Genomic DNA, 27,000 nt, shown 5'->3' with positions numbered 1-27,000 from the left:
GGAGTAAGAATGACGCATGGGAGCGCCTATATCTGGCGATGATGGTGATCAGAATACAATATCAGATCACCTTGATGAGACTGCTACAGAAGAAGGAGACTCCGAACTTGAGGAGCGCATATCTGATAGCGCTATGCAGATCATCGAGACCGTAGGATCTTCGGAAATTCCTGAGGCAACTCCTTCCGAAGGCATGAATAGCGATCTCATGACAAATAGGGTGGAATATGAAGCTCGTGAAGGAGTATTAGTCACAATTCTTGCACGCATTCGTCAAGCAGTTTCACAAATTTGGAAGAATATATTTCCAAGACATCATCGCTCAGAAACCTCGAGTTCTTTAGAAGCAATTCCTCGAATGTTACTTAAGGAAACGGAATTGCCTGCGGTAACTTCAGAGCCCCCCTATTTTCATACTCTACAGACAACTTTAGCTACGTGTAGAAGCTTTTTCTTCCACGTTTTCTTACGACTTTCTGCGTTTCTACGTCGTGAACATCCTTCAATGCCACTGGATCTTTGTGGAGCCAATTCTTTAAGTCTTGAGGCTGCTGTTGCTTTTGCATTGATTTTACGTTTGGCATGTAAGTGGGTAGCCGAGGATGCTCTCGAAGAAGGATTGCCTCTGGAATCTCTCCAAGAAGTCGCAATTTACAATGCGCTTTCTCTTGATGGTATCAGTAATGTGGAGACTGTTTCTCAAGAAATTGCGGAGTTACTCTACTCTAACGAAAGAGTCGATGGGTTAGCAAATCTTCGTGGACTGACTAAAATCGTATGTTCTCCTTATCTCGGCACAGGTCAGTATTTCCATGTTGTGAATAACCTTGATACTTATGATAAAGAGAGAAATTACAATCAAGTTCTCGCCTGTGCTGTTAAAATTGACGAATTTATGGATAGGAGTAGCAATGAAGCTCTTATCATGCACGATATCCTCTATTTATTACGTCAAGATCGAAGTAAAGAACTGGGAGACTTTCTCATGATGTGGGCTGAAGCTTATGATATTCAAGTGAATTACGACGTCGTCAATGCAATTTTGGAAACGAATCTTCCAATTTTGGAAGAAGATTATCGTTCGCATCCAGATGCATATCAAAACAAATTGAATTACGTAATCTGTGAATTTTTCTGTAATGATCGGCTTACATTGATCGAGCCTCGTGAATAAATACAGATGTTCATAATGTGAAGATTCCTTACTTTCAGATAGAGATAAAGATAGGGAATAAATGTAGAGTAATACTATTACTCTTAAAGAATAAGGATAAAATTCCTAAGCATATTTTATGATTTTAGATTTTCAATTCTCTATTGAATATTATTTACGTGTTATAGAGCTTGTCATACGCGATAGCTCCCGTATTTTGGCTTATGACAAGAAAAGAAGTCTCCTAGAAGCATGGCCGATAAGCCAAATTCTTCCTGCAAATTATGATACAAGTTTCCCTGGGATCCAAAAGGCGATTCATGAGCTCTTTGGTTATTCAGAAATTTCTTATGCAGTATCCAGTAGGTTGTTGGCAATTATCGAATTGCGATTACACGAAGAGTCTCAACAAACATGTGTATTGTATCGCTTTTTTTCCCCTAAGACTTATCTTGAGAAAAAAGCTACTCTGGAGAAGTTGACCATGCTGCAATCGCTCATATTTTTTGAGCGCCAACAACCTATTGATAAAATTTCCCTAGCAACACAAAAGATCTTTACTAAGAGGAGAAACAACTTCTCCTCATGGGAAGATTTCACTTATGAAGTGCGTGTTCCTAAGAGCAACACTTCTGTAACTGAAGGGATCAAAGAAAGTGTCACTGCGGACGTTTCCTTACAAGCTATCACTAAAGGTTTGATGACTTTACTGGAAAACCATACCATCCACCTCCCCCTAAGCTTAGACTTATTAGAACAATTTTTACTAGAGAAAGCAAAGCCGCTCTTGACTCTATCCGAAGCAAGCTGTCGTGTACTTCATGCTATCGCCCGTCTATTCCTTTCAGGAAGTGAAGACTTCTATACCATAGTTGGGGGTATACTCTCATCCTCCCTTTCGGGTATATTAGTAAACCCTGTGATTGGTAGTCAGCCTCTTTCTCCTGAGGGTAAAATAGCAGTAAGCTTATGGGAAGAGTTGGTGGTAACGTCTGCTAAGGACTCGATTTTGGCAGAAGGTTTCCTAACAGAAGTTGTTCGTAAGGTGGTAACCGAGGATTTATTGCTCGCCCTTGAAGATGCAAATAGTTTGACTCCAGAGCAAGTGGGGAATATCTATAGTATCCGTGATTGTAATCCAATGCTTTGGAAAAAAATGGTACACTCCTTATTAATGCGTTGGTTATCTGATCGCGATCAAAATGTTTATAAGGCGTTGAAAAAAGCCCTTAAAGAACACAATCCGCATCTTTCTTTTTGGCAGCAATGCCTTAGGTTAATGAAAAGCTTTTTTAGAACTTAAAATAACAACACAGTTAGGACAAGAGGACTTGTTGAGACGCGCATCTTTGGAAACATGGCACATGTTTAGAAAAATTCTTACCATATTTTTTAACAATAAACATTCTCCTGGGGAAAAATGATCAGGACAGAGTACAATAATCCACATTATGGTTCCTTTCCGTCAGTATCATGCATATCAGTTGCTTAAGCAATTGTACACATCCCCTATTTCCGAAACAGATAGAGTCACCTATTATTTTAAACAACATCGTGCTTTGGGCTCTAAAGATCGCCAGTGGATTCGTGATCTCGTTTTTGCAATTATACGGCATCGCCGCTTTCTTGAAGTGTTGATCACTCAGTCGAGAAGGCAAATTTCTCCCGAGACCTTAGTGGCTCAAGTAGAGACGGGTGTGCTAGAAAATGTAGACAGCTACCATCAAATCCCCTGGTTTGTCAGGTATTCTATATCCGATGATCTTGCCCAAAATCTTATTCAGAATTATGGAGAAGAAAAAGCAGAAAAGCTGGCAAAACTATGGCTAACAGAAGCTCCCATAACAATTCGTGTAAATACACAAAAAATTTCTGTAAATGAGTTACAACAAAAATTAGAGTACCCGAGTTTTCGCGGTGCGGTTCCCGAGGCTTTGTATTTCACAAAGCGGTTTCCTCTGCAATCTACACAAGAGTTTCAACAAGGCATGTTTGAAGTTCAAGATGAGAATTCACAAAGGGTGGCTCAAGATATCCCAATAACGAAAAAAGATGTGGTGTTGGATTTCTGCGCTGGAGCCGGAGGAAAGAGTTTAATCTTCGCACAAAAGGCAAAACATCTAGTTTTAAATGATACACGTAAAACTGTTTTACAAGAAGCAAAGCATCGTCTCTTACGCGCAGGAGCTCGGAATTTTTCCCTTGCAGGTTCTCATCTTCGCAAGGGCTCATTTTCTGTTGTTGTCGTAGATGCCCCTTGTTCAGGGTGCGGCGTTTTCCGTCGCCATCCCGAAAAGAAATTACAATTCTCACAAAAATTGCTCAATAATTACATCCGCGTACAAAGAAATATTTTAAAAGAAGCCATTCCCTACGTACACGCTGAAGGTTTTCTCGTCTATATCACGTGTTCTCTTCTTAAAGCAGAGAATGAAGAGCACATCTTGTATATGCGTTCTCAAGGATGGCAAGAAGTAAAAAAGAGCTTTTTCCCTTTAGAAAATGGTCAAGGGGATGCTTTTTTTGCTGCTTATTTTAAAAAAATATAGTTGCTCCAACACACAAGCTATACCCATTCATTTGTTAATAAAACAGTAACGCGATGAGAAATTAGCGTAGTGAGGAGTTGGCTATAATCATTATGTTCCTTAGAGAATTGTTGAAATTGCAGGAGAATATGTAGCAAATGATGGGGGTTATCCCAAATTTCTTGTTTGTTCAAAGCACTGACAACATCTTTGAGAAATTGGTGATAACGTGTTTTTTCTTCGGCTTCAGACGGTTTCCAAAAAGTATAAAAATTCCAAGAAATTTTTTTGCGTTTGGATCCAGATGTTGGTTGTTGAAAAGACATCAGAGTGAGCTCACCACTGAGCAAAGATCCCCGAATGAATGTAAATAAACAAGACAAAAGTATTATTGTGCGCATGACTTCTCTTTCAAGATTGTGATAGAAAACCCATTTTACTTAAACGGTTGCTTTTCTATAAGTTAAAAGAATAAGTTCAAACTGTTATGCACAGTACTTGGAAGCTTTACGGCGACGTAGTTGTACTCTACGAATATAAAGATACACGACAGCAATAATGATGTAAGTCCTGTAAGAAGATGCTACCCGCTTACTATACATTTGAAGATTTTGTAACATTGTCGGTAGGAGAGTATACGGCGCATACAAAGGTTGTAAGGCAAGTTGCTTATCTGTAGTATCATAGAAAATCCAGTGCCCTAAAAGCTCCCCTTGTTGCACAGGAAATGTTTGAACAGAAGGAACAAAAGATACAGAAACAGGTTCCTCACCCTCTGAGGGATAAAAGTCATAATAGATCCCCTCAGGAAGAGAGATAGCGATTTTGCCCAATTTTCCTAGGGGAAGGACATAATGATTCAATGGAGGAATGAGATATCTCCGTAATAAAGGTTCATTGAAGAGAGTCTCACATAAGGCAATAATATCTTGATACAGCTCTCCTACAGGTCCAAAGTAGCCTGTCGCAATAGTCACAATAGAGCGGCCTTTCTTCTGTGCTGCCATAATGAGATTTTTTCCTGCGTCTTTTGTTGTGCCTGTTTTCCCCCCTAGAGCTGCAGAGTAGTAGTAAGTAGACCCTGGAAGAATCAACTTGTTCGTTGGGAAAAGGTTTCGCTCAGCATGGAGATTTGTAGTAGCCATTTTATAGTTTCTTGTAGCAATGACTTGCCGGAACTTAGCCTCTTTCAAAGCATGACGCATGATACAAGCCAGATCGCGAGTTGTCGTGAAATGATTCGGGTGATGTAGTCCATGAGGGTTATTAAAGTGCGTGTTGTAACATCCAATTTCTTTTAAAAAGGTATTGAGTTGTTCCATGAACTGTCCTACAGAACTGCAACAGGCTATAGCTAATGCATTTGCAGCATCATTGGCTGAATATATAAGTAGGGCATGAAATAAATCCCAACCTAGAAGCTCTTCTTTCTGCTGAAGCTGAATCGTCATTCCATCGGTTTCCAGCCAATGCGGTGGACTGCGATAGCCAGACTGCTTTTTTGCTTGAGGAGTAATAGAAGCTATAGCGTCCTTCTTCACAGTAACTAAGCGATCGAGTACTTCTGGATACTGTTTTAAGATAAACAAAGCTGTCGCAATCTTCGTCATACTCGCAGGATAAATCCTAGTATCGATATCTTTATTATAGAACACCTTACCTGTATCTACGTCAATAACAGCTGCTGTAGCTCCTCGTACTTCAGGAAAGACAAGATCAGCGTATAAAGAAGGAAATATCAGGAACCACCCACATAAGATTATAAGTCCGTATTTGAAAAAAGTTACTCGCATTTTGGGCTTTTGATTACTTATCACTTAGGTTAGGAGAGTTTGAAAGAGTAGAGAAAGCTCTTGACGGTTCTTAAAATAAAGCATTACCATAAAACAAAGGAAATACACTATGAGCTTGGATTTTTTAGAAAAATTTTATCGTCAGTCAATACTCAATCAAGCTACGGCGTTCCCTGAAGGCTACGTAAATATTGCTGATGTGATCTCTTACCCCCATGTAGACCCCAGTGAAGACTTGCTTAAAGACCATCCTGATAATGATTTTATCATTGCAGAATCGGCAGATAAACTCACTTTATTTAATGCAGACTTTGCTATTTGGCTTGTCCCTGAAGTAGTCGAAGGAGAAGCCGTAACACGGGGATACATTGCTTTACATGATGCAGAGGGACAGTGTTATCCTGAGTTGGCTTTTGAGGCTGTAGGACAATACAACCAGTCCTCATTAATTCTCGAAGCTCTTCAGCTATACTTAAAAGAAATCAAAGATACAGAAAAGACCTTGCGTTCTTTCCGCTTCACTCAAGAATCTTAACATGTTAACTTTTGTGCATTTTGAGATAGACAACATTGTTTTTCCCTTCCCTAGCATAGTGAAATTCATCAACAGAATTTTTAGCTAAAAAAATGCCCAATCCTCCCAATTTACGCTCTTCTAAAGGAAGATGTTCTTGTACATTGATAAGAGTTGCTAAGGGATTAAATGACGCACCGTGATCTTTAATAATGACTTCTAAGCTTTTAGGATTTTCAAAACAAGAAATCGTTATGGTTCCTGGGATAGCCTCATTTTGGTAAGCGTAAGAAATAATATTTACCAAGAGTTCCTCACAGGCTAATTCAAGCTTGAGTAATTTTTCACGAGGAAATTGTAATTGCTTTCCTATACGCTTAATTAAATCTAGCATGTTGTGAAGCTCGCTAAGTACGGCAGGAAAGATAATTTCTCCTTCAAAAGAGATCATAGTATACCTGTTGAACAATCGTCTCAGCTAAACTTATGTACAGTGTACACCACGCACTTTTTATAGCTTCACAGTGCATCTCAAACTGGCCTAATCCAAATTGGTGGGCATTCACAATCCCTAAATCAGGTTCAAAATCAAAAGCCACGGATTCCCGAGATAAACACCGGTCAATAATAATTTCTCCTGTTTGGCTACAGATCAACTGGATTTTCGCAGAAAGTGAGAGTTGCCCTTCGTTTGAAATGATGAAATGCCTAGGAGTTTTGTCTTCGAGTTTACTTGGGGCATATGTAAAACCTATATTCTCGTCAACTTCATTCAAAAGTTCTACTTTAAGAATGTAACCCGCACATCTTTCCCTTCCAGAAACCGGAAAAGATCGTTTATTGAGTTCATAGGTAAGAGCAGAGATAAGTTGTCCTTGTGCGTCTTCGTTTATAGGAGCAATAAAAATCTTTTCGGAACAAAGAGACTTCCCTAAAGAAGAAAGCTGATGAAATGAACGTAAAACGGTGTAACCACAACACCCTGAAAGGGATAAAATGAAAAGGCAGGTTAAACCTACAGGGCGTAATCTCATGTCATATCTTATGTTAGGAAAGATGCTTAGATATTCTAAGCAGACGTTTTTGGCATTTAGCTATTAAAGAAGTCTCAGGATAGCTTTCTAATGCTGTAGTGTAATAAATCGCTGCAGCTTCAGGCTTCTTCTTCTTTTCATAAAAACGACCTGTAGAATACAATCCAAGAACATAACCCTCACACATAGCACGGACATTGGCCGCGGTGACCTCATTACGTGGGTGGTTGGGATGTTGCTTTTTCATCGCCTCTTCATTGAGCTTTGCTAAATGTAAGTATTGCACATTCTGGGGTTCTTTTTGTGCTTGCTGGAGATAAATTTCTGATAAACGCACAAAAGCTTCGGGAGATAGAGGATGGAGAGGAAACTGTAAAGTAAGTTTTTTCAAGGTTTTAATTGCTTCAGCAAATTCTTTTTTTATGATAAGTAAGTCTGCTTTGTTATAAAGTGCACACGCTCCTAGATCTTGGTTAGGAAAAGCTGTCAAAATCTCATCGTAAATATGAAGAGCATCTTCATCGGCATTTTTTAATTTAGGAAAACCTTCCAAAAGAAACACGCGCTTACGCTTTCCTCTAGCAAAACTTTGAGCAATAGCATACTTCATAGCAAAGAGATCTTCAGTATATTCCGCATGGGGATGTTGCAAATAGACAGAAAATGCCTTGTTCGCCAAGTCAGGCTGGTCCTGTTTAAAGTAACATACCCCCAACAGATATAAAGCACGGCTATACAGAGTCTCTTTAGGAAAGTGGTGCTTGATCATACCAAAACATAATAAGGCTTTTCTATAGAACCCTTGCTCAAGGAAAGCTTGCCCTTGTGCGAAATATTCTTCCGCCGAATGTTGGGGCTTAAATTTTTGTGGCGAAAACTTACCCGCAAAAGGTTCAAAAGAAATCGGTCGCGCGTAGCATCCAGAACTTATAAAAACAAAAAGAAAAAAAAACGATAGAGCAATTCTCATAATATGTCGTGGGGCTAAAATAACAAAATGTCATCATAAAAAAGAAAAACACAATTTGTCAAATGTCTTATTTTTGTTTTATTTATAAATCATGATTTTTTTATTTGATAAAACATTTTTTTATTTTGTAAAATAGATAAAAAGGTATTTTATGAAGAAATTATTTTTATATTTCAGCACTTTTATTGCGTCTCTTTTCTGTGGCGTTTTTTTATGGGAGCGAGTGCCTTGCGCTCATAAGGTTATGCAACTTGCTGGGGAGCATGGCGCTGAAGTCTTCTCTAAAAGTTGTCACTTAATACGCAAAATTTCAGGATTGGAACAGTTGGAAGTTTTTGAACGTCATATTTCTGTTGATCAAGCTTTAGCGCTATTCCCAGAATATCGTAATAGTAAGTCTTATATAGAACTTAACTTTATTCCCCATACCCTCATGCATGTACGTTTTTCTAAGGAAGAACCAGGTAAGAAACATGTTATCAGTCAAGAAGGAGAAATCCTCTGGAGCTTAGTCAATGGAGAAATGGTCTTGAACACAACAACTTGGGCTTGTTCAAAGGGCTTTCGGGAATGCCTCCTGCTTCACGCTCGTAAGCAAGATATGCAAGTCATGCAGACCTTAGCAAGTCTTGGAGGCGCAGCTTCTAAAGAATCTTTAAGCCAAGCTCTCGCAATGCGAAATATCCCCGCAGAAAAAGTAATTAAAGAATGTCACAAGAAAAAACTGATCTTCACTTCTAATAGCTACATAGGAACACACTTCCAACAACTTCAACCTATTCAAGGATGTACTACCACTTTACATACTCCTCGTGTGTGGTTACAAAAACCACGGCATTCTATGTTGTTCCCCGCTCAATATTCTGAAGATCGCGTGTGTCGCTTAGTAAAAATGATTTTTGGAGAAAATTTTTTAATTTTACGTAATTCCATAGTTTATGTTCCTGTATATAAAGTATTTCTAGTCTCAATAGATAATAGCGTCCGTATAGAATACGTGAATGCAATAACAGGAAAACCTTTTTACAATATGTAAACGCTATATTGTAAATACATGTATAGGTAGATCAAGTCTTTCAAGCTCTTGACGGAATAAAGTAATATCCTCAGATACAAAATATTCTGTATCAGGAGAAATAGAAGCTATCCGTTCATCGTTTTGTGTAAACACTAGTAAGAGTGTTCGTGATCCAGGATACTTACGAATGATTTGCTTGAGGAGACAGATATGGCTGTGTCTCAATTCTTTAAGATCCAAAAATAAAGTCAGCGGAGTGACATGCATGGATTTTACAGTTGCAACAGACTTGACTATGTTGTTCCCTGCTTCTTTACCAGAGGCCGTGGTATGGGACATGATTTTTTGTACCTGACTTTTTACTTTATCAAAAGCTTCATCACATTTTTGTATAATGTCTTCATTTACTGTAGAAAGATCTGTCATCCAGCGACAAGATGCTCGTAAAGAGTCGCTACGTTTATCTAAAACAAGAATAGCATAAATAAGACGATCTTCTTCTAGGAGTTCTTGTTTTTCTTCATACATTTCTGGCCATATAGGCAATTCGTAAGCATCTATACCATCGCTCACTCGAAGCACAGCAAACTTTCTTTGCCCTTTTGAAGAGATCTTTGTCGTAATCTTGTCAATTATAAAAATAGTACGTACAACAGAATTATGAGGCAAGTTTTCAAATTCAGTAGGAGATACAACAGAAAGACTAGGAAGAATCTCCCTCACAGTATCCATAGGATGCTCTGTAAGATAGATCCCTAACAATTCTTTCTCTTTCTTCAAAATTTCTTTTTTTGATCTAAAAACAATATTTTTTGGTGAACATGCCGGAATCATATTCTGTTGATTCATAGTGTCTAAAGAAAAAAAAGTCATCACTCCTGTCGCAGCTTCTTTCCTTTCCTTGGCAATACCATCATACAAAGTCTCTATAGAGTGCAGTACAACATCTCGGTTAGTCTCAAAACAATCAAAGCAACCCGCATCGATTAAACTCTCTATATTTTTTTTAGAAACTTTTTTAAAATCAGAGCGTTGTATAAAATCTTGTACACTTTGGTAAAGACCACGAAGTTCACGCTCTTCTACAATACTTTCAACAAGACCTTTCCCAATACCTTTAATTGCTCCTATAGCAAAGCGAATCCCGTCTTCTGTAGCAACAAAGTTATTCCCAGAGACATTAATGTCCGGAGGAAGAATGCGAATCCCCATACTTTGAGCTTCACGTATTAATTTCCCTACTTTTTCAATATCATCGGAGTCACAAGTAAGAAGAGCTGCTAACCATTCCTTAGGATAGTTGGCTTTAAGATAAGCTGTTGTATAGGTAATTAACCCGTAAGCAGCTGCATGAGATTTATTGAAGCCATAAGAGGCAAATTTCTCCATCTTATCAAAAATCGTTGTGGCTACATTAGGATCGATACCATTATTACACGCGCGTTCGCAAAATTTTGCTCGCTCCTTCTCCATTTGTTGAATGTCTTTTTTCCCCATAGCACGCCGTAAGACATCGCCCTCTCCTAAAGAGTAGCTTGCTAATGCACCTGCGATCTGCATCACTTGTTCTTGATAGACCATAATGCCATAGGTTTCTTTAAGAATAGGCTCCATAAGAGTATGATCATACTCAATGACTTCTTTCCCATGCTTTCGATTAATAAAAGAAGGAATCATATCCATCGGACCAGGACGATACAGTGCACCAATAGCAATAATTTCCTCAAACAAATCTGGACGAAGATTTCTTGCAAGTTCTTGCATGCCCTTAGATTCCATTTGAAAGATTCCCATAGTTTTCCCCTGATGTAAAAGCGCAAATGTTGTTTTATCATCTAAGGGAAGACTCGACATAGTTAGAGCTTTGCCCATTTTTTTCTGAATTGCTGACATAGCAATATGAATTCCTGTGAGTGTTTTTAACCCTAGAAAATCAATCTTCAGCATTCCCACACTTTCCACCGGCTTCATGGAATATTGTGTCGTGATCATAGTAGAATCTTTAGAGATGCAAATAGGAATATGATTTGTCAATCGCTCTCCGCAAATAATCACTCCTGCTGCGTGCACTCCTGTATTGCGTATAGAACCCTCAAGTTGCATCGCCATATCGAGAACTTGTGCTGATTCTGAATCATCGATGTAGAGCTGATGTAAATCAGAATCTGTCTCTAAAGCTTTCGCTAGTGTAGTATTGAGTTCGGGAATATGCTTCGCAATGTAATTCACCTTTGAAAGCGGCATGTCCAAAGTTCTTCCCACGTCCTTAACAGCCATTTTAGCTTTCATCGTACCAAAGGTAATGATTTGTGCAACATTGTCCTTCCCATGACGTTCAATAGCATAGTTAAGCACATGCTCACGACCCGCCATACAAATATCGATATCAATATCTGGATAAGATAAACGCTCAGGATTGATAAATCTCTCAAAAAACAAATCAAATCGTATGGGCTCAATTTCTGTAATTCCTAAGAGAAATAATATTACAGACCCAGCTCCAGACCCTCGCCCCGGACCTACAGGAATGCCATGAGCTTTCGCCCAGTGAATAATATCCCAAACAATAAGAAGATAATCACACATGCCCTTAGGAATGATGATGGACATCTCCATTTCCATTCTTTCTTTGATAAGTTCTATAGGATTTTTGTTAGGAAATTTTTTCGCAATGTGCGCAAGGACTTCAGAAGTATACTTTGTTGTTAACCCTTCTTCAGAAAGTCGTCGTAAGAAAGCTGCAGAAGCTTGATAGCGGTCCTCTTCTGTATAGTTCTGCTGTTCTTTTAAAGAATCAGGAACATAAATCGGATAATGTTTCTTGGAAAAATCAAAAGTAAAATTACAACGCTCTGCCACTTCTAATGTGTTGGAAATCACCTCAGATACATTAGAAAATAGTGTTGTCATCTGCTGTGGAGATTTAAAGTAGTATTCCCTACTATAATACACTTTTCTTTTCGGATTAGGAATGTGCGTGTTCTGCTTAGCAATCCTTATGGTTTCCCCAGACTGAACATTGAGAAGAATTTCATGAGCGCGCCAATCTTCAGCATGAATATAATGAATATCATTCGTTGCTACAGTAGCTATGCCCAAGTTCTTGCTCGCTTCTAAAACAGCAGTATTGACTCGCATCTGCTTTTCTATCAGATTGTAATACTCTTGTTTGAGCCACTCTTCATTGAAGCCAAGAATCTTTTCTTCAGATGACTTATGTAATTGTATTTCTGTAAAATAATCATCTTTAAATAAATTTTGGTACCACCGTAACTCTTGATAGAGTGCTTCTTCAGATTTTACAGCAGCCTCTGCTACAGATCCTGCTAGACAGGAAGACAAACAAATGAGTCCTTCAGAATGTTGACTGAGAAGTTCTTTATCTATTCTAGGAAAATAATAAAATCCTTCTGTAAATGCTAAAGAAGTTAAAATACAAAGATTGCGGTACCCATGCTCATTTTTACACAGCAGAATAAGATGATTTGCTACGCGACTACGTTTTTCTCTTTTCTTATCAAAACGAGATCCCGGAGCTATGTAACATTCACACCCAATAATAGGTTTGATCTCTTGTTGGATACACTCCTTATAAAATTCTATGGCACCATATAGATTGCCATGGTCTGTTAAAGCAAGAGCTGGAATGGCATATTCTTTTGCTTTGGCTACAAATTCCTTGATAGGACTCGTTGCATCAAGAATAGAATATTGCGAATGGCAATGAAGAGGTATCCAAGTCAAAAAAATCTCCTGCGATCCCTAAGTTTTATTGCTCAGATTTTTGTCTGTAGCACTCCATGTAGGTAGAAAGAGAATTAGAGCTATGAATGCACAAGACAATAGAGCTACGAAAAAGCCTTGCCACCCCCAGTCTTGAGCAATTTTCCCTAAAGGATATCCTGCAAATGCTGCTCCAAAATAAGCAAACCAACCTGTAAAACCACTTGCAGTTCCCGCAGCTTTTTTATGTGAAAGCTCTGCAGCAGCAAGCCCAATCATCATTTGCGGCCCAAATAAGAAAAAGCCAATGATGAAAAGTAAGGTGCCGTCTAACCACCATGCAATATGTGAACGGCCATACCACATACCTACAATTGCAAACAACAATCCTAAAGAAAATACTACATTCATAGGACCGCGATTGCCTTTGGATATTTTGTCAGATAGCCAACCTGCCAGTAACATACCAAACAAACCTCCAATTTCAAATAACGAAACACAAAAATTTGCAGTCACAGCAGCATAACGTTTTGTTTCTATCAGAAAAAGAGCACTCCAGTCATTCACAGCCATTCGAACAATGTAAATAAAGAAGGAAGCCAGGGCTAAAAGCCAAAGCCATTTATTAGATAAAACGTGTGTAAAAAGAATTTCTCGGGTTGATAATTCTTGCTCTACTTCTTTTTTAGCCGGAACATTGGATGTATGTGCATTTTGTTGAAGATGATGATGGAAATGACGCTTATATTTTTCTATAGAGGGAAGCCCTAAAGATTGGGGAGTATCTCGAAGGCGATTCATTAATATTAATCCCATGCCAATGCAGAGAATGCCAGGGATAAACATTGCTCCTCGCCATCCACAGTAATCAATTACAAAACCAGTAAGAATTGGAATTAACGCTCCACCAATATTGTGCGAAGTACTCCATACACTCCACCATGTGCCTCGCTCAGATTTTGCATACCAGTGCGTTAAAAGACGAGCACAGGGCGGCCAACCCCAACCTTGAAACCATCCATTAAGACCCCACCAAAGTGCAAAGAAAATAATAGAAGAAGACATCCCAAACAAGATGTTGGTAACCCCAGTAATAATTAAACCCAAAGCCATAAAATATCTGGGATTAGATTGGTCTGAAATGACACCACTAACAAATTTACTAATCCCATACGTGATATATAAAGTACTCCCTATAATGCCCAGCTGGGCTTTATCAAATCCCAGGTTTGTCATCAATGTCGGCATGGCAAAGGTGAAACTCTTTCTCGTGAAATAATAGAAAATATACCCAACGAACATGCTGTAGAAAATGCGAATTCTCCAGTACTTGTATTGCTTTTTAATGAGAGCAGGATCTTCGAGTTCTTTAATATGCTTGGGAGGTTGGAAGAATTTAGTCCAAATATTCATTATCAAAATTCCACATTTAAAATCTTTTTCATTTAGATAAAATGCAACAAAGAAGTCAGTTGTAACATACAAGCGATGAAAAAAACAAGAGGGGAATGGTTTGCTGTTGGGGGACTAAAGTTGTATTAATTGCGAATTTTTCTTGGTTATTTTTAGTTAATGCGAAATAATCAAATAGCGTGTTTTTAATTAACATTGCTTTAAAGTCCTAGCTCCAAGAGAGGACGGAACAATTTTGGAGGGCTCATGCGATGGAATGGTCTAAAATTATTTTTTTGAGCTTGTTTTTATCACCTATCGGGGTGAATGTCGGCAAGGAATTCAGTTCTCGCACTGTCTTTAAAGTTGCTAAACAACCCACCTTGCTTTTTTCTCAGGATGTTTTTCCAATATATGAAATTATCGAGCCAGTTTCACCCGCTTGTCTTGTTCATTATGAAGGCTGGGTTTGATTTTGCTCTTTATCTAAGTTTTGGATATTCTTTCCTTAGAGAAAGCATAGTAAATGAAGTTAGCACGTGACTGTACCTTTACCAAAAGGGGTTTTTGACATTTTCCCCTATCTTACAGATTCAAAGCAGATGTGGCGACACACATCGCTTTGGCATAGTGTTGAGAAAACCGTACATGAAATTTGTGCTCTCTATGGTTTTTATGAAATTCGCACTCCTACTTTTGAAAAAACAGAAGTATTTGTACATGCAGGAGAAGAAAGCGATGTTGTAAAAAAAGAAATGTACTCTTTTTTAGATAAAAAAGGGCGTTCGCTTACTTTAAGGCCTGAAGGTACCGCAGCTGTTGTACGTGCATTTATTGAACATCGAGCAGACCAAAGGGGAGATAATAAATTTTATTATCTTCTCCCTATGTTTCGTTACGAACGTCAGCAAGCTGGAAGATATCGGCAACACCATCAATTTGGTGTAGAAGCGATCGGAATCAAACATCCCTTGCGCGATGTAGAAATTCTTGCTTTACTTTGGGACTTCTATACTCATGTAGGTCTGAAGCATGTCAAAATGAGCTTGAATTTTTTAGGTGGAAATACCACTAGGCAACAGTACAATAAAGTATTGCACGCGTATTTCAAAAAGCATTTTCAACATTTATCTGCCTTAAGTCAGGAACGATTTACAACAAATATATTACGAATATTAGATTCAAAAGAACCCGAAGATCAAGAGATTATTTGTAATGCACCCCCGATTCTAGACTATCTCTCAGATACAGATTATCAATACTTTCATGAAATTTTAGATGCTTTAAACTTCCTGAGTATTCCACATGACATTAATTCTCGTTTAGTTCGTGGATTGGATTACTACTCTGATGTTGTATTTGAGGCAACCACAACCTTCTCAGAGCGCTCCTACGCCCTGGGAGGAGGGGGACGCTATGATGGGTTGATAGCAGCTCTCGGAGGTCCGCCCCTGCCTGCATGTGGTTTTGGTGTAGGGCTTGAAAGAGTGATTCAAACCTTATTAGCTCAGGGGCAAATTGCCAAGAAATTTCCTTGTAAGCTACGTCTCATTCCCATGGAAATAGCAGCAAATAAGTTTTGTCTTATCTGGGCGCAAAATTTGCGGAATCACCATATACCTACAGAAATCGATTGGTCTTACAAAAAGATAAAAGCTGCTTTAAAAGCAGCGGATGAAGAAGATGTTTCGCATATCTGCCTAATTGGTAAACGAGAGCTAGTTTCCCAACAATTGACTATTAAAAATATGACTCTACATCAAGAATTTTCTGGGTCGAAACAAGAGGTAGAGCAAAGGTTATTTTATGAAATACAGAACACATCGTTGTAATGAGCTAACACGAGATCAGATAGGGCAGTCTGTCCGATTATCTGGATGGGTGCATCGTTATCGGAATCATGGAGGTGTTGTTTTTATTGATTTACGAGATCGTTTCGGAATTACACAAATTGTTTGTCGAAAAGATAAGGACTCCCAGTTACATGAGTGTCTAGATGTAGTACGTTCTGAATGGGTTCTTTGTATTGAAGGAAATGTAAGTGCTCGGTTGGCAGGGATGGAAAATCCAAATTTAGCTACAGGAGACATAGAAGTAGAAGTCAAAACATTTGAAGTGCTATCAAAAGCTCAAACTGTGCCATTTTCAATTTCTGATGAACATATCCAAGTCAATGAGGAATTACGTTTGCAATATCGTTATTTGGATATGCGTCGTGGAGAAATCTTTGACAGACTGATTTGTCGTCATCAAGTAATGCTTGCTTGCCGCAATTACATGGACCAACAAGGGTTCACCGAAGTCGTCACACCAGTGTTAGGTAAATCTACCCCTGAAGGTGCTAGGGATTATGTCGTCCCTTCAAGAATCTATCCCGGAAGTTTTTATGCATTACCTCAATCTCCTCAGTTGTTTAAACAACTTTTGATGGTTGGGGGTTTAGATCGTTATTTTCAAATTGCCTCGTGTTTTAGAGATGAAGATTTACGCGCAGATCGCCAACCTGAATTTACTCAAATTGATATTGAAATGAGCTTCGGAGATGCTCAAGACCTCTTTCCTATTATAGAACAATTGATCGCAACTTTATTTGCTGTGAAAGGAATTCACCTTTCCCTCCCTTTACCTAGAATGACCTATCAAGAAGCTAAAGATCTATATGGCACGGATAAACCTGATCTTCGGTTTGGTTTGAAGTTAAAAGATTGTCGAGAACATGCAAGGCATACATCTTTTTCCATTTTTCTAGATCAATTAAATCAAGGGGGTGTGATCAAAGGTTTTTGCATACCTAATGGAGCGAATATTTCGCGTAAGCAATTAGATGGTTATACGGAATTTGTCAAGCGCTATGGCGCTATGGGATTGGTATGGATTAAAAAACAGGAAGGACATACTGCTTCAAACATTGCTAAATTTGCTTCGGAAGCGATTTTTGATGCCCTATTTGCTACTTTCGATGCTCATGATCAAGACATCTTATTATTGATAGCTGCTCCTGAGCCAATTGCAAACCAAGCTTTGGATCACTTGCGAAGATTGATTGCGAAAGAGCGTGGATTATATAATACCCAGCAATTTAACTTTGCTTGGATTACAGATTTTCCTCTTTTTGCTATAGAAGAGGGGATTCTTCAAACAGAACATCACCCATTTACGGCTCCTTTAGAAGAGGATATTCCTTTATTAGATATCGATCCCTCTGCTGTCCGCTCTTCAAGTTATGATCTTGTTTTAAATGGTTATGAAATTGCTTCGGGTTCGCAACGAATTCATAATGCAGATTTGCAAAATAAAATATTTACTATTCTAAAAATGAAACCTGAAATTATAAAAGAGAAATTTGGATTTTTTATAGAAGCCTTAAATTTTGGCACCCCCCCTCACTTAGGCATTGCTTTGGGATTGGACCGGATTGTAATGGTTTTAACAGAGGCTGAGAGCATTCGAGAAGTCATAGCATTCCCTAAAACTCAAAAGGCTGTAGACCTGATGACAGATGCCCCCACTAAAATTATGTCTTCCCAATTAAAAGAGCTAAATATTAAGGTAACTTCTTGATATACTTATCAATAATAGATTGGACTTAAGCTTAGGAGAAGAAAAGATGAACAGACGGTGGAATTTAATTTTAACAACAGCAGTTGTCGTATTCTCCATTGCTTCTTGTGATATGCCCTCTGAAGATCAAGAGAAAAAACCACAGGTTGAAGAAAAAAATGAAACCAACGATGCCGAGCTTTCTGAAAATCAACAGCTATCACGTACTTTTGGTCACTTGTTGGCAAAACAACTACGTAAATCCGAGGATATGCTTTTTGACATTGCAGAAGTGGCAAAAGGATTGCAAGGGGAGTTGGCATACAAAATTGCACCCTTAACAGAAACAGAATACGAAGAAAAAATGGCTGAAGTACAGAAATTGGTCTTTGATAAAAAATCAAAAGAAAATCTCTCACTCGCTGAGAAGTTTTTACGAGAAAATAGCAAAAACGAAGGCGTTGTTGAAGTTCAACCTAAACTACAATACAAAATTGTTAAAGAAGGTTCTGGGAAAATTTTAACAGGGAAACCTACAGCTTTGCTACACTACAAAGGAACTTTTATTAATGGCCAAATATTTAGTAGTTCTGAAGGGAACAAAGAACCTATCTTGTTGCCTCTTAACCAAACAATTCCTGGATTTGCTTTAGGTATGCAAGGTATGAAAGAAGGAGAGACCCGCATTCTTTACATCCACCCTGACCTTGCTTATGGCACTGCAGGACAGTTACCTCCCAATTCTTTGCTTATTTTTGAAATTAACCTCATCGAAGCTACAAACGAAGAAATTTCTACAGCTCCTGTGCAAGAAGAGAATCCATCTTGATGAGAGTTGTACTGTATTGCCCTGATATTCCTCAGAATACTGGCAACATAGGCCGCACTTGCTTAGCCCTGGGTGCTGAACTCATTTTAGTGAAGCCCCTAGGCTTTTCTTTACTTAATAAATTTGTGAAGAGAGCTGGAATGGATTATTGGGATCAGGTATCCCTTACAGTTGTGGACTCTTTAGAAGAAGTTTTAAACTCTACTCTCTCAGACAATCTCTTTTGTCTTTCTACAAAAGGTACCCAACTTTATACCGATGCCCCGTTGTCTTTAGAAGGCACCTACATTTTTGGATCAGAATCCCAAGGGCTTCCACAAGAAATTTTAAAAAAATACCCCACCCATTGTTATACAGTTCCTATGAAACCTGGCATAAGATCTTTAAATCTAGCTACAACTGTGGGTGTGGTATTATACGAAGTCGTCAGACAACATAAAGGTTGTCTTACAGCAGTCTTAACTTAAGCATGTTTATTAATCAGCTTCACTAGAAACTCTTTATCTTTTAACCCAACCACACGATCTACTTCTTTACCCCCTTTGAATAAAATCAATGTGGGAATAGAGGTAACTTCATATTGCTCTGCTGGCTTCGGATGTTCGTCAATATTGACTTTGCCAATAGCTACATGGGGAAGTTCTGCAGCAAGATTTTCGAGTATAGGCGTTAACATCCTACAAGGACCGCACCATTCTGCAAAAAAATCAATAAGAACAAGTCCTGATGCAGTGAAAGAATCAAAATTTTCAGTTAATAGAATTTTTACCATAAGTTCCCTTTTTATGTTGTTTTTGCAGCTAAGAAGATTTGAACTTCCATGAGCTTGGGCTCACTAGAACCTGAATCTAGCGCGTCTACCGATTCCGCCATAGCTGCATTTTGCAAAATTGTAGACATAGGTAATAAAAAACACAATTCAGAAACTTTTTAAAGAAAAAGGAGAATTTTTTGACTAACAGAGCTAAGTATACCTTTATGTTCAATATAATTCACCCCTCTGATAATATGATCGGTTTAATGTAAAGTAAGATAAGTTGTTATTGGCGTTACCATTTACAATTATTTGTAGATTTCTTCATCAAACAAGTAAATTTTACAGTCATTAGCTGAAAAAGGATGAGCATGGATATTTCTGGACCAGTCAGGCAAAAACTTTTGCGGTTTTTGGGAAAACAAAAAAAACCAGAATTGTTAGCAACCTATCTTTTCTACTTGGAACAAGCCTTAGGCCTTCGTCCCGTGGTTTTTGTCCGGGATAAGATTATTTTTAAAACTCCAGAAGATGCCGTGCGTATTCTTGAAGAAGATAAAAAGATCTGGAGAGAAACAGAAATTCAAATTTGTTCAGAAAAACCTCAAGTAAATGAACAAACAAAACGTATTTATATCTGCCCATTTACCGGAAAAGTCTTTGCAGATAATGTTTATGCCAATCCCCAAGATGCAATTTATGATTGGCTCTCGTCATGTCCACAAAATGTAGAAAAACAAAGCGGTGTGCGTGTAAAACGTTTTCTTGTTTCTGAAGATCCCGACGTAATTAAAGAATATATTGCTCTTCCTAAAGAACCTATTGTAAAAACCGTATTTGCCTCAGCAATTACAGGAAAATTATTCCATAGTTTACCTCCATTGTTAGAAGATTTTATTTCCGGGTACTTGCGTCGAATGACTTTAGAAGAAGTGCAAAATCAAAATAAATTTCAACTGGAAAGTTCTTTCCTTGCGCTATTACAAAATGCTTTAGTGGAAGACAAAATAGCGAAATTCATAGAGAGCTTGGCAGATGATACCGCCTTTCATGTATATATTAGTCAATGGGTAGATACAGAAGAGTAAGTAATTCTTCTCAAGAAACCATAACCTTAGGAGCAGAATTAGGGAAAATACTTTCCCCTGGATCTGTATTGCTTGTATTTGGCGATTATGGAAGTGGGAAAACAGAATTCATACGAGGGGTTACTTTAGGATATTTGGGATACACCTCAGCTCAAGAAGTCGCTAGCCCCTCGTTCTCTCTATTACATGTCTATGGTGATGAATCTCGAAGATTGTGCCATTACGATTTTTACCGACTCGAAAACAACAATCTAGAATACGTTTTTCACGATACGGAAGAAGAAGATGTCTTGTGCATTGAATGGCCAAATGAAATACAAATTCCTAAATTTCGTGAATGGTTGGCTGTCTATATTACAATATGCACGGAATTCCAAAGAGATATATCCATAGAGGGCTCTCCCATGTTATTATCAAAAATGTTGAGGAAATAAAAAGAAAACATGACTTTATTGAAAGATACGATTTTTGTTTGCTTGGATTGTGAAATGACCGGGCTAGATGTAAAGAAAGATCGTATTATTGAAATTGCTGCAGTCCGCTTTACTTTTGATACCGTGATTGATTCCATGGAATTTTTAATCAATCCAGAACGCGTGGTATCTGTAGAATCACAAAGAATACACCACATTTCCAACGCAATGTTGAAAGATCAATCCAAAATGTCTGCACTCTTCCCGAGAATTAAAGCTTTCCTCAGAGAAGGTGACTATATTGTCGGCCACAGTGTCGGATTTGATTTGCAGGTGTTAACCCAAGAAGTAGAAAGAATAGGGGAAACCTTTCTTTCTAAGTACACTATTATAGATACTTTAAGATTAGCAAAGGAATACGGTGATAGTCCCAACAACTCTTTGGAATCCCTTGCTGTACACTTTAATGTTCCTTATGATGGAAACCATCGTGCTATGAAAGATGTTGAAATTAATATTAATATTTTCAAACACTTATGCAAACGTTTTCGTACTTTAGAGCAACTGAAACAAGTATTAGCTAAACCTATAAAGATGAAATATATGCCCTTGGGCAAACATAAAGGAAGATGCTTTTCAGAGATTCCTCTCGCCTATCTCCAATGGGCATCAAAAATGGATTTTGATACTGACCTACTCTTTTCGATTCGCCATGAAATTAAACATCGTCAAAAAGGAACGGGTTTTGCTCAAGTAAATAATCCTTTTATGGAATTATAGCCTTTGTAAGATAATGAACACATACTATAGACTGGGTCTTTAATTATCATGAATTTCTTGATTTTCTTTAAATCGCCCGATATTATCACAATCAAATAAATAGCTTTTCTAGAGAGTATTTAATGCTTAAGAAAAAGCCCGTATCCTGTAGTCACATTGAAGGACACGTATATAAAATTTTCCCCAATGATCTTAATCCAAACAACATTGTCTTTGGAGGATTATTAATGAGTCTACTCGACCGGTTGGCAGCGGTTGTAGCTGAACGGCATGCGGAATCTATGTGTGTTACAGCATGTGTCGATGCCCTCTGTTTTTATGCTCCCGCCTATATGGGAGAAAACTTGATTTGTAAAGCTGCTGTTAATAGAACATGGCGCACTTCATTAGAAGTAGGAGCGAAAATATGGGCAGAAAATATATACAAACAAGAACAACGACATATTACTTCCGCATACTTTACCTTTGTTTCTGTTAACATACAGAATCAACCCGTTCCTGTTCACCAAATTGTCCCAGAAACTTCTGAAGAAAAACGTCGGTTTAATGAAGCAAATCAACGGCGTCAGACTCGATTGAACATAAATAAATAAGGAGATTTGGTGCTCAGAATCTTCAGCTTTTCTGCTTCCTGGGTACTTATAGCTTTTGCTCAACCAGATATGAGCTGCTTTTTCTCCTTAGCAGGTGCTACGTGTGGTTACGGATTGCTTTGGTATAGCTTAGAATCTTTAAAAGACACCTCTTTATCTGCAAAAACTACATTTACTCTTCTATTTTTTTGGTCTGTTACAATAGAAGCTGTACATTTTTCTTGGATGCTCTCTGATCTCTATGTAGGGAAGTTTATTTACGCAGTATGGCTTGTATTGATTGGGGGATTGGCACTCCTATTTGCTAGTTTTTCCTATATGTTGATAGTTACTGTACGTCAACAACGTTATCAGCTTCTTTGGTCCTTCCCTGGAGTCTGGGTTGCTATAGAAATGGTAAGATTCTATGGCCTATGCTCAGGAATGTCCTTAGATTATTTAGGTTGGCCTATGACTGCGTGTGCTTATGGACGACAATTTGGGGGTTTTTTTGGCTGGGCAGGGCAAAGCTTTGCTGTCATAGCAACAAATATCAGTTTCTATATGATGTTATTAAAGAAAAGACAGGCAAGAACCCTTTGGCTTACTTTCCTTCTTTTACCTTACAGTCTAGGAGGCGTGCATTATGAATATTTGAAAAAAATCCTTAACCTTGAGAAAAATAGGATGAACGTTGCTGTTCTACAGCCAGCAAGACCTCCGGGAGAATTAAACTATGAAAGCCCAACATGGGTATGGGCGCAGTTTGTGAAACTCATCGCAACCATAGAAAAACCTATAGACCTACTCGTTTTCCCCGAAGTCGCCGTCCCTTTCGGCGTGGATAAAAAAATCTACCCTTATGAAGATTGCCTCCCCTTACTCGTACCCTTTGCTGAATTTCCTCGGAATAAAGGACCTTTGGCAAATATCGACTGGCTACAAATTCTAGCAAAGTATTTTAATTGTTTTATACTTATCGGTCTTGAACGCTGGGAAAATATCAATAATTCATTACACCTGTATAATGCCGCTGAACTCATATCTCACCAAGGTACTGGGGTAGGCTATGATAAACGTGTTCTTGTCCCAGGAGGAGAGTACATCCCTGGAGGAAAATTCGGCCTCTTTATATGTAAAAAATTTTTTCCTGCATATGCTCTACCCTATCAACGTCTCCCAGGAACACGTCCTGGCGTGATTCACTTAACAGGGCTACCAGCTATTGGAGTTTCTATCTGTTACGAAGAGACCTTTGGACACCTTTTGCGTACCTATAAACAACAAGGAGCGGAACTACTCGTCAACTTAACAAATGACGCTTGGTACCCTCACTCTCGATTACCGCTAGTACATTTTTATCACGGTATTCTAAGGAATCAAGAGCTTGGTCTACCCTGCGTGCGCGCCTGCCAGACAGGGGTTACAGTAGCTGCAGATGCCCTAGGTAGAGTACTCAATGTGCTTCCTTATGAAACGCGTTCAACAAAAGCTTCTGCAGAAGTTTTACAAGTCTCTATTCCTTTATTTCGTTACAAAACTTTATATGCTTTCTGTGGAGATTTTCCTATGGTTTTCATGGCATTATCTGCATTAGGCTACCTAGGATATCGCTTGCTTGCTAAAAAAGAAAATGGATAATATACAAGGACTCTTTGTCAGGTTTTTGCATGTTAAGACGCACTCAAAGAACGTTAAAACGCGAAGTTTGCTATTCTGGAGTAGGGATTCACTTTGGAAAGTCAGCTAGTCTTACTCTACAGCCTGCTCAGGCAAATACAGGAATTATTTTTCGGCGCTTTGATGTCTCAGGCAAGCAACAAGATGTTCCCGCATTGCTCTCTCATGTCTATGACACAGGGCGTAGCACAACATTATCAGAAGGCCCGGTGATTGTTGCCACTGTAGAGCATCTTTTAGCCGCCCTGCGTTCTAGTAATATAGATAACGCTATTATCCAGTGCAGCGAAGAAGAAATCCCTATAGGGGACGGCAGTTCTAATATATTTATGGATTTAATTGATGAAGCTGGAATTTGTGAACAAAAAGAGCAAGTTTCCATTGCTAGACTATCGTGCCCTGTATATTATCAAGCTCAGGATATTTTTCTTGCAGCCTTTCCTTTTGATAAACTGAAAATTTCCTATACATTACATTATCCACAAAGTCCTACAATTGGCACTCAATACCGTTCCCTCATAATTACGGAAGAGTCTTTTCGTAAAGAAATAGCTCCTTGTAGAACATTTGCTTTATACAATGAATTATGCTGGTTGATGAATAAAGGATTGATTGGTGGTGGATGCCTTGAAAATGCTGTGGTGTTTAAAGATGATGGCATCATTAGTCGAGGTCAATTGCGGTTTTCTGATGAACCTGTTAGGCATAAAATCTTGGATTTGATAGGAGACCTTTCTTTAGTGGGACAGCCTTTTGTTGCTCACGTGCTTGCCGTAGGTTCTGGACACGCTTCCAATATAGCCTTGGGAAAAAAGATTTTAGAAGTATTGTATTTGTAAGATGAGACAACCAATGAACGAGCCTCCTGTAGTAAAATTACGTGAATTATTGGATTTGCTTCCACATCGGTACCCTTTTTTACTGGTTGATAAGATTTTATCTTATGATATTGAAAACCACACCATTGTAGCTCAAAAAAATGTAACGATAAATGAGCATTTTTTTATGGGACATTTCCCTAATGCGCCTATTATGCCCGGAGTTCTAATATTAGAGTCTTTAGCACAAGCAGCAGGAGTATTGTTGGGGTTGGTTTTGGAAAATAATAAAAATAAGTGGGTAGCTTTATTTTTGGGCATCCAAAAAGCTAAATTTCGTCAAGCTGTTAAACCAGGAGATGTGTTGACTCTACACGCTGGGTTTTCTTTAGTATCAACAAAAGGAGGCAAGGCATCAGCACAAGCATACGTAGACTCTCAATTAGTCGCCGAAGCTGAGTTAAGTTTTGCTCTGGTAGATAGGGAATCGATATAATAACGGAAAGATATGACGGACATTCACCCAACTGCAATTATTGAATCCGGAGCAAAAATTGGAAAGAATGTTGTTATTGAACCCTATGTTGTTGTCAAGTCTACGGTAACCCTATGTGATAATGTTATTGTGAAGTCCTATGCCTATATTGATGGATACACCACAATAGGTCAGGGGACGACAATATGGCCATCTGCTATGATTGGAAATAAACCCCAGGATTTAAAATATCGTGGAGAAAAAACGTATGTTTCTATTGGTGAGAATTGTGAAATTCGAGAATTTGTAATCATTACTTCTTCTACATTCGAAGGAACTACAGTTTCCATAGGGAATAATTGTTTAATTATGCCCTGGGCACATGTTGCTCATAATTGTACTCTTGGCCATCACGTAGTTTTAAGTAACCACGCACAACTTGCAGGGCATGTTCAAGTTGGAGATTATGCTATTCTCGGTGGTATGGTTGGAGTACATCAGTTTGTTCGTATTGGAGCTCATGCCATGGTAGGGGCCTTGAGTGGTATCCGGAGGGATATCCCCCCCTACACTATAGGGAGCGGCAATCCTTACCTACTTGCTGGGATTAATAAAATTGGCTTACAAAGACGACAAGTTCCCTTCGCTACCCGATTAGCACTTATCAAAGCTTTTAAAAAAGTTTATCGTACAGAAAGTTGTTTTTTTGAATCTTTAGCCGAAGCTAAAGAGGAATATGGTCATATTCCTGAAGTAAAGTATTTAATTAATTTTTGCCAAGATCCTAGCAAACGTGGAATAGAACGTGGCGTAGATAAACAAGCTTTGCAAGATGAAAATTTAGAAAAAGAGAGCGCTTTAATTGAGTCTTAAAGTTGTATACTTTGGCACACCCCAATTTGCTGCTACTGTTTTAGAGGGTTTGCTTGCACAGGATGTGCACATTGTTGGTGTTGTTTCTCGAGCAGATAAACCTCAAAAAAGATCATCCCAACTCATTCCCTCTCCTGTAAAAATGCTGGCGTTACAACATAAACTGCCCCTTCTCCAACCTAATAAAGCTTCTGATCCCGAATTTATGCAACAGCTTCGCCTTTGGAACGCGGATGTATTTCTTGTTGTTGCCTATGGTGCCATTCTTTGCCAAACCGTGCTTGATATTCCACGTTATGGATGTTATAACCTACATGCAGGACTTCTTCCAGCTTATCGTGGAGCCGCTCCCATACAGCGGTGCATTATCGATGGCGCTACAGAATCAGGGAATACCGTGATTCATATGGACGCCGGTATGGATACAGGAGATATAGTCAACACTACCTACCTACCCATAGGTCCAGACATGACAGCCGGAGAGCTTGCCTTGGGTCTTGCTGAACAAGGGCCGGATGTTCTCATAAAAACTTTACAGCAGATTGAAAAAAATACGTTACAGCCTATACCACAGGATTCCACTTTAGCGACGGTGGCTCCTAAGCTATCTAAAGAAGAAGGCCAAATTTTTTGGAATCAGCCTGCTAAAAAAGTGTATGCTCATATACGCGGGGTTACGCCAATTCCCGGAGCATGGACGCTCTTTTCTTTTCTAAACACATCTCCAAAACGCTTGATCATTCGTAAAGCTACCCTGGCAGCAGAAAAAGGAAGTTACGGACAGTCAGGCACTCTTCTCGTAACAAATAAACAGAACTTGTTAATTGCTTGTTTCGAAGGAGCCATGTATTTGCATCAAGTACAAATCGAAGGCAAAAGTGTTATGGATATAAAAATCTTTTTAAATGGCTATCCAGAAGAAAAAATTAAAATAGTTTTTTCTTTGCATAATCATTAACATCATAAGCTACTTTTTATTAATATTGAACTCAATTAAGCCGTTTTGTGTTATCATTAATTTCTGCTTTTTTAAATCCTTTTAAGGAGGTGAGA

Annotated in this window: 26 protein-coding genes and 1 tRNA gene; 18 read left to right on the top strand and 9 right to left on the bottom strand. The window is 38.5% G+C overall.

Features of this window, described 5'->3' with window-relative positions; translation table 11 throughout:
• The first annotated feature begins 16 nt into the window (after positions 1-16).
• From Cs308_RS01410 to Cs308_RS01400, 3 genes are all read left to right on the top strand, one after another.
• Positions 17-1,174, top strand: a complete 1,158-nt coding sequence (locus tag Cs308_RS01410; protein WP_066481731.1) for a TmeB family type III secretion system effector — start codon at positions 17-19, stop codon at positions 1,172-1,174.
• 118 nt (positions 1,175-1,292) lie between these two features.
• Complete coding sequence (locus Cs308_RS01405; RefSeq protein ID WP_066481729.1) at positions 1,293-2,456, top strand: hypothetical protein; 1,164 nt, start codon at positions 1,293-1,295, stop codon at positions 2,454-2,456.
• A 148-nt stretch (positions 2,457-2,604) separates the two neighbouring features.
• A complete protein-coding gene (locus tag Cs308_RS01400) occupies positions 2,605-3,702 on the top strand; it encodes an RsmB/NOP family class I SAM-dependent RNA methyltransferase (protein WP_066481727.1) in 1,098 nt (365 codons plus the stop codon).
• A gap of 17 nt (positions 3,703-3,719) precedes the next feature.
• Here Cs308_RS01400 and Cs308_RS01395 read toward each other — a convergent pair whose 3' ends face one another.
• Both Cs308_RS01395 and Cs308_RS01390 read right to left on the bottom strand, forming a co-directional pair.
• A complete protein-coding gene (locus Cs308_RS01395) occupies positions 3,720-4,082 on the bottom strand; it encodes a hypothetical protein (protein WP_066481725.1) in 363 nt (120 codons plus the stop codon).
• Positions 4,083-4,166: 84 nt separating this feature from the next.
• Positions 4,167-5,474 carry a D-alanyl-D-alanine carboxypeptidase family protein gene (locus Cs308_RS01390; protein WP_066481723.1) on the bottom strand — a complete coding sequence of 436 codons (1,308 nt, stop codon included), beginning with the start codon at positions 5,472-5,474 and terminating at the stop codon, positions 4,167-4,169.
• A 109-nt stretch (positions 5,475-5,583) separates the two neighbouring features.
• Here Cs308_RS01390 and Cs308_RS01385 point away from each other — a divergent pair, with 109 nt between their 5' ends.
• Positions 5,584-6,009: a hypothetical protein gene (locus Cs308_RS01385; protein WP_066481716.1), complete on the top strand. Its 426-nt coding sequence runs from the start codon at positions 5,584-5,586 to the stop codon at positions 6,007-6,009.
• Between the two features lie 4 nt (positions 6,010-6,013).
• On the opposite strand, the gene Cs308_RS01380 is transcribed toward Cs308_RS01385, so the two are convergent.
• The 3 genes from Cs308_RS01380 to Cs308_RS01370 are packed head-to-tail and all read right to left on the bottom strand — an operon-like array spanning position 6,014 to position 7,992.
• Entirely contained in the window at positions 6,014-6,439 is a 426-nt protein-coding gene (locus Cs308_RS01380; RefSeq protein ID WP_066481714.1) for an ATP-binding protein, read from the bottom strand.
• On the bottom strand, positions 6,426-7,022 hold the full coding sequence (locus tag Cs308_RS01375; protein WP_066481712.1) for a lipopolysaccharide-assembly family protein: 597 nt from the start codon (positions 7,020-7,022) through the stop codon (positions 6,426-6,428). The genes Cs308_RS01380 and Cs308_RS01375 overlap by 14 nt, the downstream gene beginning before the upstream one ends.
• Before the next feature lie 13 nt (positions 7,023-7,035).
• Complete coding sequence (locus tag Cs308_RS01370; protein ID WP_066481710.1) at positions 7,036-7,992, bottom strand: tetratricopeptide repeat protein; 957 nt, start codon at positions 7,990-7,992, stop codon at positions 7,036-7,038.
• A gap of 151 nt (positions 7,993-8,143) precedes the next feature.
• Between Cs308_RS01370 and Cs308_RS01365 the strand changes: the two genes are divergently transcribed.
• On the top strand, positions 8,144-9,028 hold the full coding sequence (locus Cs308_RS01365; protein WP_066481706.1) for a hypothetical protein: 885 nt from the start codon (positions 8,144-8,146) through the stop codon (positions 9,026-9,028).
• Between the two features lie 3 nt (positions 9,029-9,031).
• Here the strand turns inward: Cs308_RS01365 and dnaE are convergent, their stop codons facing one another.
• Together dnaE and pgtP are read right to left on the bottom strand one after the other, a co-directional pair.
• The gene (dnaE, locus tag Cs308_RS01360) at positions 9,032-12,754 is read right to left on the bottom strand and encodes a DNA polymerase III subunit alpha (protein WP_066481703.1); all 3,723 of its coding nucleotides are present in this window, start codon (positions 12,752-12,754) and stop codon (positions 9,032-9,034) included.
• Positions 12,755-12,772: 18 nt separating this feature from the next.
• On the bottom strand, positions 12,773-14,146 hold the full coding sequence (pgtP, locus tag Cs308_RS01355; protein WP_066481701.1) for an MFS transporter: 1,374 nt from the start codon (positions 14,144-14,146) through the stop codon (positions 12,773-12,775).
• 518 nt (positions 14,147-14,664) lie between these two features.
• Between pgtP and hisS the strand changes: the two genes are divergently transcribed.
• The 4 genes from hisS to Cs308_RS01330 are packed head-to-tail and all read left to right on the top strand — an operon-like array spanning position 14,665 to position 18,961.
• Positions 14,665-15,957: a histidine--tRNA ligase gene (gene hisS / locus Cs308_RS01345; protein WP_066481696.1), complete on the top strand. Its 1,293-nt coding sequence runs from the start codon at positions 14,665-14,667 to the stop codon at positions 15,955-15,957.
• Positions 15,932-17,686 (top strand): aspartate--tRNA ligase, encoded by a 1,755-nt coding sequence (gene aspS, locus Cs308_RS01340; RefSeq protein ID WP_066481693.1) that lies wholly within the window; start codon positions 15,932-15,934, stop codon positions 17,684-17,686. Before hisS ends, aspS begins: the two co-directional genes overlap by 26 nt.
• Positions 17,687-17,732: 46 nt before the next feature.
• The gene (locus tag Cs308_RS01335) at positions 17,733-18,494 is read left to right on the top strand and encodes an FKBP-type peptidyl-prolyl cis-trans isomerase (RefSeq protein WP_066481690.1); all 762 of its coding nucleotides are present in this window, start codon (positions 17,733-17,735) and stop codon (positions 18,492-18,494) included.
• Complete coding sequence (locus tag Cs308_RS01330; protein WP_066481687.1) at positions 18,494-18,961, top strand: tRNA (cytidine(34)-2'-O)-methyltransferase; 468 nt, start codon at positions 18,494-18,496, stop codon at positions 18,959-18,961. Before Cs308_RS01335 ends, Cs308_RS01330 begins: the two co-directional genes overlap by 1 nt.
• On the opposite strand, the gene trxA is transcribed toward Cs308_RS01330, so the two are convergent.
• A complete protein-coding gene (gene trxA, locus Cs308_RS01325) occupies positions 18,958-19,266 on the bottom strand; it encodes a thioredoxin (protein WP_066483343.1) in 309 nt (102 codons plus the stop codon). The two genes, Cs308_RS01330 and trxA, sit on opposite strands and share 4 nt — an antisense overlap.
• Before the next feature lie 23 nt (positions 19,267-19,289).
• A tRNA-Leu gene (locus Cs308_RS01320) sits at positions 19,290-19,373 on the bottom strand.
• 246 nt (positions 19,374-19,619) lie between these two features.
• Here Cs308_RS01320 and Cs308_RS01315 point away from each other — a divergent pair.
• The 9 genes from Cs308_RS01315 to fmt all read left to right on the top strand — a co-directional run bounded on the left by Cs308_RS01315 (position 19,620) and on the right by fmt (position 26,905).
• The gene (locus Cs308_RS01315) at positions 19,620-20,336 is read left to right on the top strand and encodes a DUF2709 domain-containing protein (RefSeq protein ID WP_066481675.1); all 717 of its coding nucleotides are present in this window, start codon (positions 19,620-19,622) and stop codon (positions 20,334-20,336) included.
• Positions 20,315-20,770, top strand: coding sequence for a tRNA (adenosine(37)-N6)-threonylcarbamoyltransferase complex ATPase subunit type 1 TsaE (gene tsaE / locus Cs308_RS01310; protein WP_066481666.1), 456 nt, complete (start codon positions 20,315-20,317; stop codon positions 20,768-20,770). The genes Cs308_RS01315 and tsaE overlap by 22 nt, the downstream gene beginning before the upstream one ends.
• Before the next feature lie 9 nt (positions 20,771-20,779).
• Positions 20,780-21,529, top strand: a complete 750-nt coding sequence (locus tag Cs308_RS01305; RefSeq protein ID WP_066481664.1) for a putative quorum-sensing-regulated virulence factor — start codon at positions 20,780-20,782, stop codon at positions 21,527-21,529.
• A gap of 122 nt (positions 21,530-21,651) precedes the next feature.
• A complete protein-coding gene (locus Cs308_RS01300) occupies positions 21,652-22,122 on the top strand; it encodes an acyl-CoA thioesterase (RefSeq protein ID WP_066481662.1) in 471 nt (156 codons plus the stop codon).
• Between the two features lie 9 nt (positions 22,123-22,131).
• The gene (gene lnt / locus Cs308_RS01295) at positions 22,132-23,742 is read left to right on the top strand and encodes an apolipoprotein N-acyltransferase (RefSeq protein WP_066481660.1); all 1,611 of its coding nucleotides are present in this window, start codon (positions 22,132-22,134) and stop codon (positions 23,740-23,742) included.
• A gap of 29 nt (positions 23,743-23,771) precedes the next feature.
• Entirely contained in the window at positions 23,772-24,620 is an 849-nt protein-coding gene (lpxC, locus tag Cs308_RS01290; RefSeq protein WP_066481656.1) for a UDP-3-O-acyl-N-acetylglucosamine deacetylase, read from the top strand.
• Between the two features lie 13 nt (positions 24,621-24,633).
• A complete protein-coding gene (gene fabZ, locus Cs308_RS01285) occupies positions 24,634-25,095 on the top strand; it encodes a 3-hydroxyacyl-ACP dehydratase FabZ (protein WP_066483342.1) in 462 nt (153 codons plus the stop codon).
• 12 nt (positions 25,096-25,107) lie between these two features.
• The gene (gene lpxA / locus Cs308_RS01280; protein ID WP_066481653.1) at positions 25,108-25,947 is read left to right on the top strand and encodes an acyl-ACP--UDP-N-acetylglucosamine O-acyltransferase; all 840 of its coding nucleotides are present in this window, start codon (positions 25,108-25,110) and stop codon (positions 25,945-25,947) included.
• Entirely contained in the window at positions 25,937-26,905 is a 969-nt protein-coding gene (gene fmt / locus Cs308_RS01275; protein WP_066481651.1) for a methionyl-tRNA formyltransferase, read from the top strand. The genes lpxA and fmt overlap by 11 nt, the downstream gene beginning before the upstream one ends.
• Positions 26,906-27,000: the final 95 nt, after the last annotated feature.

Origin of the sequence: Candidatus Chlamydia sanziniae (genome assembly GCF_001653975.1) — a bacterium.
GTDB lineage: Bacteria > Chlamydiota > Chlamydiia > Chlamydiales > Chlamydiaceae > Chlamydia > Chlamydia sanziniae.
This window is presented reverse-complemented; position numbering and strand designations above follow the sequence as displayed.

Coding starts and splice junctions, on each gene's coding strand:
- Cs308_RS01410 (WP_066481731.1), top strand. CDS start 17: ATGGGAGCGCCTATATCTGGCGATGATGGTGATCAGAATACAATATCA.
- Cs308_RS01405 (WP_066481729.1), top strand. CDS start 1,293: ATGATTTTAGATTTTCAATTCTCTATTGAATATTATTTACGTGTTATA.
- Cs308_RS01400 (WP_066481727.1), top strand. CDS start 2,605: ATGGTTCCTTTCCGTCAGTATCATGCATATCAGTTGCTTAAGCAATTG.
- Cs308_RS01395 (WP_066481725.1), bottom strand. CDS start 4,082: ATGCGCACAATAATACTTTTGTCTTGTTTATTTACATTCATTCGGGGA.
- Cs308_RS01390 (WP_066481723.1), bottom strand. CDS start 5,474: ATGCGAGTAACTTTTTTCAAATACGGACTTATAATCTTATGTGGGTGG.
- Cs308_RS01385 (WP_066481716.1), top strand. CDS start 5,584: ATGAGCTTGGATTTTTTAGAAAAATTTTATCGTCAGTCAATACTCAAT.
- Cs308_RS01380 (WP_066481714.1), bottom strand. CDS start 6,439: ATGATCTCTTTTGAAGGAGAAATTATCTTTCCTGCCGTACTTAGCGAG.
- Cs308_RS01375 (WP_066481712.1), bottom strand. CDS start 7,022: ATGAGATTACGCCCTGTAGGTTTAACCTGCCTTTTCATTTTATCCCTT.
- Cs308_RS01370 (WP_066481710.1), bottom strand. CDS start 7,992: ATGAGAATTGCTCTATCGTTTTTTTTTCTTTTTGTTTTTATAAGTTCT.
- Cs308_RS01365 (WP_066481706.1), top strand. CDS start 8,144: ATGAAGAAATTATTTTTATATTTCAGCACTTTTATTGCGTCTCTTTTC.
- pgtP (WP_066481701.1), bottom strand. CDS start 14,146: ATGAATATTTGGACTAAATTCTTCCAACCTCCCAAGCATATTAAAGAA.
- aspS (WP_066481693.1), top strand. CDS start 15,932: ATGAAATACAGAACACATCGTTGTAATGAGCTAACACGAGATCAGATA.
- Cs308_RS01335 (WP_066481690.1), top strand. CDS start 17,733: ATGAACAGACGGTGGAATTTAATTTTAACAACAGCAGTTGTCGTATTC.
- Cs308_RS01330 (WP_066481687.1), top strand. CDS start 18,494: ATGAGAGTTGTACTGTATTGCCCTGATATTCCTCAGAATACTGGCAAC.
- trxA (WP_066483343.1), bottom strand. CDS start 19,266: ATGGTAAAAATTCTATTAACTGAAAATTTTGATTCTTTCACTGCATCA.
- Cs308_RS01315 (WP_066481675.1), top strand. CDS start 19,620: ATGGATATTTCTGGACCAGTCAGGCAAAAACTTTTGCGGTTTTTGGGA.
- tsaE (WP_066481666.1), top strand. CDS start 20,315: ATGGGTAGATACAGAAGAGTAAGTAATTCTTCTCAAGAAACCATAACC.
- Cs308_RS01305 (WP_066481664.1), top strand. CDS start 20,780: ATGACTTTATTGAAAGATACGATTTTTGTTTGCTTGGATTGTGAAATG.
- Cs308_RS01300 (WP_066481662.1), top strand. CDS start 21,652: ATGCTTAAGAAAAAGCCCGTATCCTGTAGTCACATTGAAGGACACGTA.
- lpxC (WP_066481656.1), top strand. CDS start 23,772: ATGTTAAGACGCACTCAAAGAACGTTAAAACGCGAAGTTTGCTATTCT.
- fabZ (WP_066483342.1), top strand. CDS start 24,634: ATGAACGAGCCTCCTGTAGTAAAATTACGTGAATTATTGGATTTGCTT.
- lpxA (WP_066481653.1), top strand. CDS start 25,108: ATGACGGACATTCACCCAACTGCAATTATTGAATCCGGAGCAAAAATT.